This is a genomic window from Plectonema cf. radiosum LEGE 06105 (assembly GCF_015207665.1).
Classification (GTDB): Bacteria; Cyanobacteriota; Cyanobacteriia; order Cyanobacteriales; family Nostocaceae; genus Rivularia; species Rivularia radiosa_A.
The window spans coordinates 26,901-35,619 of the sequence record NZ_JADEWL010000068.1; the positions used below are offsets into that span (position 1 = coordinate 26,901).

The 8,719-nt window shown below is 40.4% G+C and carries 7 protein-coding genes; 5 read left to right on the top strand and 2 right to left on the bottom strand.

The window, feature by feature from the left end; all coding sequences use genetic code 11:
- Nucleotides 1-10 precede the first annotated feature (10 nt).
- Entirely contained in the window at nucleotides 11-679 is a 669-nt protein-coding gene (locus IQ247_RS18930) for a TetR/AcrR family transcriptional regulator C-terminal domain-containing protein (RefSeq protein WP_193922648.1), read from the bottom strand.
- A 287-nt stretch (nucleotides 680-966) separates the two neighbouring features.
- Between IQ247_RS18930 and IQ247_RS18935 the strand changes: the two genes are divergently transcribed.
- The 5 genes from IQ247_RS18935 (at nucleotide 967) to IQ247_RS18955 (ending at nucleotide 4,702) form a co-directional block, all read left to right on the top strand.
- Complete coding sequence (locus IQ247_RS18935) at nucleotides 967-1,938, top strand: NAD(P)-dependent alcohol dehydrogenase (RefSeq protein ID WP_193922657.1); 972 nt, start codon at nucleotides 967-969, stop codon at nucleotides 1,936-1,938.
- A 396-nt stretch (nucleotides 1,939-2,334) separates the two neighbouring features.
- Nucleotides 2,335-2,937 (top strand): sigma-70 family RNA polymerase sigma factor, encoded by a 603-nt coding sequence (locus IQ247_RS18940; protein WP_193922649.1) that lies wholly within the window; start codon nucleotides 2,335-2,337, stop codon nucleotides 2,935-2,937.
- On the top strand, nucleotides 2,930-3,763 hold the full coding sequence (locus tag IQ247_RS18945) for an anti-sigma factor (RefSeq protein WP_193922650.1): 834 nt from the start codon (nucleotides 2,930-2,932) through the stop codon (nucleotides 3,761-3,763). Before IQ247_RS18940 ends, IQ247_RS18945 begins: the two co-directional genes overlap by 8 nt.
- A 36-nt stretch (nucleotides 3,764-3,799) precedes the next feature.
- Nucleotides 3,800-4,030 (top strand): nitrate/nitrite transporter NrtS, encoded by a 231-nt coding sequence (nrtS, locus tag IQ247_RS18950; RefSeq protein ID WP_228059864.1) that lies wholly within the window; start codon nucleotides 3,800-3,802, stop codon nucleotides 4,028-4,030.
- Between the two features lie 42 nt (nucleotides 4,031-4,072).
- On the top strand, nucleotides 4,073-4,702 hold the full coding sequence (locus IQ247_RS18955) for a cysteine dioxygenase family protein (RefSeq protein ID WP_193922651.1): 630 nt from the start codon (nucleotides 4,073-4,075) through the stop codon (nucleotides 4,700-4,702).
- Between the two features lie 174 nt (nucleotides 4,703-4,876).
- Here the strand turns inward: IQ247_RS18955 and IQ247_RS18960 are convergent, their stop codons facing one another.
- Complete coding sequence (locus IQ247_RS18960; RefSeq protein WP_193922652.1) at nucleotides 4,877-8,506, bottom strand: WD40 domain-containing protein; 3,630 nt, start codon at nucleotides 8,504-8,506, stop codon at nucleotides 4,877-4,879.
- Nucleotides 8,507-8,719: the final 213 nt, after the last annotated feature.

Below are 8,719 nucleotides of genomic sequence, written 5' to 3' on the forward strand. Positions count from 1 at the left end.
TTGCGTTCACTCAAACTTCCTCTGGGAAGCGATCAAGACTGTTGAGGATTAATTCTAGTCCAAACTCAAAGTCATGAATACCGCTATAAGAACCGTTAATAATTTGATTGGCTAACTGATGGAGGTAAGGGTAATCCTCAACAGGGATGAGTGAAAGGTTTTTCTGGGCAACTTCCGAATACTCCCCCGTCTGAAACGGGAATTTCAGTTTTTGGAGTGTAAATCCATAGATGTAACTGTCGATTGCATTCCAGGCATGATCTGCCATCTCGAACGAAAAGCCTGCTTCATGCAGACAGCCCAGTGTTGCATCCACATAGCGCAACATTGCTGATCCAATATTAACCCGTGACATCATTGCCATCGTCGCCCAGGGGTGGCGCAACAGCACCTCGTGAGATGAAATTCCACGCCGCCGCATCGCTGTCTTCCAGTCAGTTTCCAGGCTAGGTACCTCAATCTCGCTGACTACAATCTCAACCATGCCATCCAGTATATCCTCCTTATTGGCTACATGATTATATAGCGACATCGCCTTGACACCCAGTACAATCGCCAGTTTCCGCATAGACAGTGACTCAATACCACCCTCGTCAGCTAGATACACAGCAGTGCGTAGTACCCGTTCCCGACTCAACGGGGTTGGGGAAGGTGTATCGGGATTAATCTTCTTAGCCATTTAACTTTTCTCGCATCAATTCTTAACGTAGCTTGGGCTTTAAATTTTGGATTACAGAAGTTTTGCTAGACAAGATTTATGCTTAAGCGATCTGTCGCAATCATTTTTTAAATTTGTATCAGTTTACTTTTTATCTTGACAAACTTACACTATAAGTTTAACTTACACTGTAAGTTAAATTAGGGCTTGCTGGCTTCAAAGTCAATTGCTTCGTAATTTTAGGGAAAATCATGAAAACATCAAATACCTCCGTCCCTAGTCAAGGGGATAACCAAAGTAATGACAAAATGAGAGCGATCGCGCAGACGGAGTATGGTTCAACGGATGTATTGAGATTGATAGAGATTGAGAAACCCAAAGTACCAGATAATGGCGTGCTGGTGCGAGTGTACGCCACCTCCGTTAATGCTGGTGACTGGCATCTGATGAGGGGTGAACCGTTCTTAATCCGCTTCATATTTGGGGGATTACTCAAGCCAAAAATCAAGATTATAGGCTGTGATGTGGCTGGACGAGTTGAAGCCGTTGGTAAAGATGTCACCCAGTTTCAGCTTGGTGATGAGGTGTTTGGAGACTTGTCTGAGTATGGTTTTGGTGCGTTTGCTGAATATGTCTGTACAACAGAAGCAGCATTGGTGCTAAAGCCAGCTAACATGACATTCGAGGAAGCTGCAACTGTTCCCACAGCAGCCCTTAGTGCCTTACAGGGACTGCGGGATTGTGGGCAGATTCAGTCAGGACAAAAGGTGTTGATCAATGGTGCATCTGGTGGAGTAGGGTCTTTTGCAGTGCAGATTGCCAAGGCATTTGGGGCTGAAGTCACCGCCGTATGTAGTACGAAAAAAATGGAAATGGTGCGAACGCTCGGCGCAGACCATGTAATTGATTATACTCAAACAGATGTCACCCAAGCTGGACAGCATTATAATCTGGTACTGGATGCGGCAGCCTACCGTTCAGTATTTGACTATTTGCCAATACTGACAACTGAAGGAGCCTACATTATGGTAGGTGGTTCCACCGCTCGATTGTTCCAAGTAATGTTTTTTGGATCTTTGATTTCCAAAACCAATAGTAGGAGAGTGCAATGCTTGGTTGCAAAACCTAATCAAAAGGATTTGACAACATTGAAGCAATTCATAGAAGCTGGAAAAATCACTACCTATATCAATAAACGCTATAATCTCAGCGAAATTGCTGAGGCAATTAGCCATCTCGAACAAAGGCAGGTCTTAGGAAAAGTTGCCATTAGTGTTTAAAATAAAACAAAGCCCTACCAATTGCATATTGCCGTTCCAAGGTTCATTTTTTCCACAATTTCCTTGGCTAAAGCATTAACTAACCAAGGTTGTCCTTGAGTTAAATCAAAAGCTCAGTCTAATCTCACGAGTAATTATATAAATAATTTTGCGTAACTACTTAAATTGTAATCGATATCCCCCTCCCCATCCAAACATTCCAATTAATTATTAAGTTTCTTGAAAATCAAATATCACCATCTCACACTAAATCCGATCGCCTCCCTCAGTCGTCATATATATAGACGGCTTTTTTAAGCGAAAATATCTCTTGATGTGCATTGTGGAGCGAGGTGATGACAGAAGAAATATGCAAAACGAAAGACTGTATTAGTTTAGACATGGGTTAAAAATCGCATGGAGCCTAAACAACCCCAGTCAAATTCTTGCCTAACTTCCGATGTGACGGATGAAGCTTTGTTTGTGGCGCTGAAAAATGGTGATTCTGCGGCTTTAAGTATTTTGTTTCAGCGTCACGGTCGTTTGGTGTATGGATTAGCACTAAAGATTTTGGCAAACCCCCAGGAAGCCGAGGATTTAACCCAGGAAATATTTCTGACATTGTGGCGGAAAGCATCTACGAATCCCGATTGTCGCTTTTTTGTCCGCTATTTAGTCACAATAACGCGATCACGTGCCATCGACAAAATTCGCGCTCGCACTAGACAACTCAAACTTGTGGAAAAAGTAGGAAAAATGAACAATGACGTAACACCCGAACCAACACCTGTGGAACAAGCAAGTTTTGCAGAGCGATCGCAACGAGTTAATCATGCTATGAGTGAACTTCCAGAAAAGCAACGTCAAGTGATTGAATTAGCTTATAACCAGGGATTGAGTCAATCAGAAATAGCCAAAAAACTTGATATTCCCCTTGGTACAGTTAAAACCAGTACCCGTCAAGGATTATTAAAACTCAAACGGATTTTACTAGATTCTGATTTATTATCATATGAATAAATCTTTCAATTCTGAACATATTAAAAACTTAGTCGCGGGGTTTGTTGTAGATGATCTTTCCCCGGAGGAAGCTGAGGAATTTCGGTTATTACTCGATCAACATCCAGAACTAATTACCGAAGTTGAGGATTTACAGGAAGTTTTACGACAGGTTGTAGATGGTTTTATTGAAGTAGAACCACCTGCTGATTTGTTAGGTAAAATTCTCTCGCAAGCTGAAGGAATGACAATTAAACAAACAAATATAAATCATATTCCCATTCAAAAAATTCATAATTTACTCATACCAAAAATCTCTCGGCGATGGAAAAAAATTGCTGGTAGTATCGCTGCATTATTTGTGGTAATTATCGGTGTTGATAATTATCTATTGCGGCAAAAATTGGGTGTTGTCACCGCAGAACATCAAAAGTTACGCCAGGATTTTGCTCAAGTTCAAGACGTTAAAAATCTGCTGCAAAATTCCCAAACGCGATTATTTACTTTTGAAGCAGTTAACTCTACAAATCAGATTACAGATAATGCTTCCGGAAGTATAGTTATCAATCCCCAAAAACAAAAAGCTGTGATGGTATTCCAAAATCTTCCCGCACCACCTCCTGGATACGCTTATCTATTATGGACAATTGTCAACGATGAAAAATTACCCTGTGGTCAAGTTAAACCCTATTCCTGGGGTACAGCTTCCTATGATTTACCATTTACTGAGCAAATGTACCAAGAATTTTCTCACCCCCAATTTTCTGGGTTAGTCATTACATTAGAAAAAGACCCCAATGTAACTCGTCCGACGGGAACTGTTGTCATGCAGAGTTCACAGATTTAAATTTTAACGCTGAGTCATTTAGGTTTTATGTAGCAGATGAAAACACTTAAAAAATTTGGCTTATGTCTTTTTGATCGAGATATGATGCCGACAGCATTAAAAGTATCTGTTGTGGTTGGTTCTATTTTATTTGTAATTAATCACGGTTCGGCTTTAACCAAAAATCAAATGAATCGTGAACGGTGGATTTCTTCTGCTGTAACCTACTTAATTCCCTATATGGTAAATATCCACGGTCAATATGTGAGTCGTTCTAGAAAATTTTGAGATATTAATTAATATTATAAATAATACTTTGACGGAATAATCATGGCTAATTCTACAGATTGTATTGATTCTCAAAACTGGCTGGTAAACGATGATGGTAAGTCTATCAGCTTAAACTTTAAGGAACTTGCTTTACAAAAAAAAACCTATCGTTTATACCGTTTTCTCACGGAATTAGAAGATATTTTAGATAATATTAATGATGATTATCTTCGTATTCAGAAAATTATGCCACTGGTGCGAAAATTATTGAGTAGTTCCTATTGGTTACAAATGGAGTTTACTCAACCACCAATAGACCCAGGTTGGTCTGTGCAATTCCTGTATGATGAATATGAGTTTCCTTTAACTATCCAGATGGTTGCTTGGCTACCTGCTCGTGTTTCTCCTATTCATAATCATGGTACTTGGGGTATTGTTGCTGTTGTGAATGGAGAGGAAAAAAATCAATTTTGGCAAAGAGTTCCGACATTGGAATATCCAAATCGTATTGAATGTGTTGGTGAAAAAATTTTGGTTCCCGGTGATATTATTGGTTTTACACCCGGTGCTATCCATTGTGTTGAACCGTTGGGGAATGAACCAGTAGTGACATTTAATCTGTATGGGGAAACTGCATATCATCAGCGTTTTGAATTCAACCCCATTACCCATCAAGCTGAAAATTTCTGAGATTTAACGGGAAAGCAAGCGAAGCAATGACTTAATTCCCATAAACGATTATGGAGTTAGAGTTATAAAAATAAGCCTCTGCGTACCTTTGCGTAAACCTTCGCGTCCCTTTGCGTAAAAAAAGCCTTATAAAGTTTTTATACCTTAGTAAATCAAGCAACAAGTGTTGGAAACTTAATCATAAATTTTACCAATCCCATCACACAAACCCCTTTCATCTTCTTTTACATTCCCACTATTGTGTAAATAATCCTTAAGGCGATCGCAACCCTCCATCAATAATTTATCTGGGTTAGAATCCAAATCCAAATGCCAAAAAATCACATTTCCCAAGGAATCAGCAGAAGCTAATAACTGACCATTTGGACTAAAACTGACGCTTTTGACTCCAGCGTCATGTCCCCCGAAGGTTTGCAGGACATTTCCATCCAGTGTCCATAATTTGATTGTTTTATCTTCACTAACTGTGACAAAGCTGTTACTATCTGGATTAAAAATTAAACTATTGATTGCACCTTCATGGCAATATATGGTTTTTAACAATTTACCTTGGAAGTTCCATAATTTAATGGTATTGTCTTTACTTACTGTGGCAATTATTTGCTTGCTAGGAGCAAAAGCTACGGCTAAAATTCCCGCTTGATGTCCTTTTAAGGTAGTTAATTCCTTACCTTGTCGATTCCACAGTTTTGCAGTTCCATCTTCACTTCCTGTGACAATCATTTGACCATTCGGACTAAAACTTACACTTCTCAACGCTGCTGTATGTCCGCGTAGTGTCACTAATTCTTCACCAGCCAAATTCCACAATTTAGCTGTATTATCCCAGCTTGCAGTGGCAATTGTTTGACCATCGGAACTAAATACCGCACTCCTCACATCTGCGTTATGTCCGCGCAGTGTAGCCAATTTTTGACCATCTAATGTCCATAATTTGGCTGTTTTATCCCGACTTGCGGTGATGGCAATTTTGCCATTGGGACTAAAATGTAAGCTTCTGAGTACATCACCATGACCTTTTAATGATGCGATCGCTTGTGCCTGGATGCTTCCCTTCTTCACACCTGCAAACTTCCAGATTGTCGCACTATCCAGACTTCCGGTTGTACCGAATATTTGACTGTTGGGGCTAAAACTAATACTGGTAGAACCTGTTTCCCCAAGATTTTTAGTCCAGGCTTTTTGTAGTGGCGATTTTTGATTTAAGTCTTCAATCCCTCGGAAATTCGACTCTCCCAGGTTCCAAAGTCTCACGCTTCCATCATCACTACTGCTGGCTAAAGTTTTATCATCCGTGCTAAAACTTACACCCCAAATCGCTTCTTTGTGTCCGTGTAAAAGTTGTAACTGTTCTCCCTTACGGTTCCAAAGTCTCACGGTTCGATCCCAACCTGCGGTTGCAATTGTCTCACCATCATGACTGAAAACTGCACTACCGATGGTATCGTTATGTCCCTGTAAAGATACGATATGTCGGGTTTCTACACCATCGTAACTCCAGATTTTCGCAGTTTTATCCCGACTGGTGGTAATTAAACTTTTGCCATCGGGACTAAAATTCACGTATGTTACCCAATCATTATGTCCGCCCAATGTGGCTAATTTTTGACCATCCCGACTCCAAATTTTGGCTGTACTATCTCGACTAGCAGTAGCAATGGCATCTCCTTTGGGACTAAAATTAATGGCAACGACTGGGGCATTATGGGTTTTAAAGGATTTTATTTGCTGTCCCTGTAAATTCCACAACCGCATGGTGCCATTCCACTCCATTGATGCCACTGTTTGACCATCTGGGCTAAATCCCACACAAGCAACCCAATCTGAGTGCGGCAGGGTGAATAATTCTTTCCCATCTTCTACACGCCAAATTTTAACGGTTTTATCCCGACTGGAACTTGCTAATAATTTACCATCGGGGCTGTAATTAATGCTCCAAACTGCATCCGTATGTCCCCGTAGAGTCCGTAGTAACTTGCCGTCACGCTGCCAGATTTTCACGGTTTTGTCCCAACTACCACTAGCTAGGGTTTGATTCTGGGGATGAAATTTCACTCGTGTGACAACATCCCTGTGATCTAGGAGACGGTTTTCTTCTCGCACCCAATAGAGGGATTGACGGAGAGCTTTTTCTACCTGTACCCGCAGGAGTAAATCAGCATTTTGCCAACCGATTTGTCTTAATTTGATACCCGCTTTTAAACTAGACAGCAAAGCGTCAAAAGGTTGTTGAGAATTAAAATATACTTCTGAAGAAATACTTAAAGTTTTAATTTCACCCAGGGTCATTTGTTTTTTTTGTTGTGCTGTTTGCCACATCAAAATACCGGAACTTCCTAGTAACAACACAGCAACTACAGATACCACAGAAAACCCCCAAAAACCACGGCGAATTGTCTGTTGTGCTTGTTTTTCAGCAGATATGAGAATTTGATTTGCTTGTTCGGAAGCCATCAACGCAGTTTGCACTTCCCGCTTGTCCAGTTCCTCACTCGCAGCTAAAAAGCGATAATCGAGGTTGCTTAAAGTTTTCCCTTTAGCCCAAATTTGCACGTCTAATAGGGCTTGTCCTCTTAACAAATTTGTGTCATCTTGATAGTCAGACATCACCCATTGATTAAGTGAATCTGCGTAGGGTCGTAATTGCTTTAATTGCTTTTCTACCCACTCTAAGTTAAAAACTTCTTGATAAATACGATTGTAAACTTGTAAATTACCTTGTTTTTTGACAACTAACCCCGACAGCAGCAACTCGATTTGTTCGGGAGAATCATTGACGGAGACACCACCATTTTGTAAGATTTGTAGATATAGTCCGAGTAATCTGCTAGCGCGTTGTTCCGAAACAAGTAACCTGTCACGGATTGTTCTTAAATGTGGTGGTTCATCTTGAGCAGCCCAATTGTCTATGATATGCGATCGCACTATTACAGCGACTTGTTGAGCAATTTCCTCTGGTTGTGTGAAGATTTCCCGCATTAATTTTTGCAGATAAGGGGATGCAATCTGCTGTATATTCCCTTGTTTCCCTGTTCCCTTTTTCCCATGTTGTGCGACTAATTGACATAATTTCTGAGTGAGAAATGGTTGTCCTCCTGTCCAAGTCAGTATTTCCCTCAATACAGCTTGGGGATAATCAATTTTATCAGCTAAACCTGGCTCTAATGGTTGGACTTCCTGCAAATTAAAGCCATTTAATTCAATTGCACGTCCAATATTAAAGGGTGTGCGAGTTTTATCTGTAATTAAATCTGAAGGTGTCGCTACTCCCAAAAGAGCAAAAGTGAGACGTTTGTGTTCGTGACAAGAGCGGATAAGAGCAAAAAAGTCATCAGTATTAAATGGTAAGCTGATGGTGCTATCTATTTCATCGAAAAAAATCACTATCGGTTGCTCAATTAAATCTATCAGCACCGATTGCAGCAACTCACCCAAACGTCCCACCGCAGAAAAATCTTGTCTTTGTGCTAACCAATGACGAACATTAATTTGTCCAGATAATCGCAAACTGCGTACCAATCGCATAATTATATCTGCATACCACTGGTCAGCTGTAATGTTACGATTGCCAATTCCCGATAAATCCACCGTCGTGCAAATAATACCATCTTCTTCTAGCCGTTTCGCCACCTGTACCCGCAAACTGGACTTTCCCATTTGCCGACAGTTGAGAACATAACAAAACTCACCCGCTTTTAAAGCATTGTAAAGTTCTTCGTCAGCACGACGGACTACATAACTTGGTGCATCAACAGGTAAACGACCACCAATATGATATTCGTATAATGAAGTCAGTTTTTGCACGGGTGTACCTGCCTTACAATTGCCAATCAGTAGAGTTTGTATTATTTCTATATTTGTATAGCTTGCAAGTTGGATTGTCGATGTAGAAAAGTTAAGGAGTTGGAAAATTTATAGGGCTTTGGGTAAGAAGTCGGGTTTTTAGCAAGTTTATTTGATGTTACCGTAATTTATCTTAAAAACCCGACTTCTGATGATTGCATCCCCCCATCTCCC

Coding starts and splice junctions, on each gene's coding strand:
- IQ247_RS18930 (WP_193922648.1), bottom strand. CDS start 679: ATGGCTAAGAAGATTAATCCCGATACACCTTCCCCAACCCCGTTGAGT.
- IQ247_RS18935 (WP_193922657.1), top strand. CDS start 967: ATGAGAGCGATCGCGCAGACGGAGTATGGTTCAACGGATGTATTGAGA.
- IQ247_RS18940 (WP_193922649.1), top strand. CDS start 2,335: ATGGAGCCTAAACAACCCCAGTCAAATTCTTGCCTAACTTCCGATGTG.
- IQ247_RS18945 (WP_193922650.1), top strand. CDS start 2,930: ATGAATAAATCTTTCAATTCTGAACATATTAAAAACTTAGTCGCGGGG.
- nrtS (WP_228059864.1), top strand. CDS start 3,800: ATGAAAACACTTAAAAAATTTGGCTTATGTCTTTTTGATCGAGATATG.
- IQ247_RS18955 (WP_193922651.1), top strand. CDS start 4,073: ATGGCTAATTCTACAGATTGTATTGATTCTCAAAACTGGCTGGTAAAC.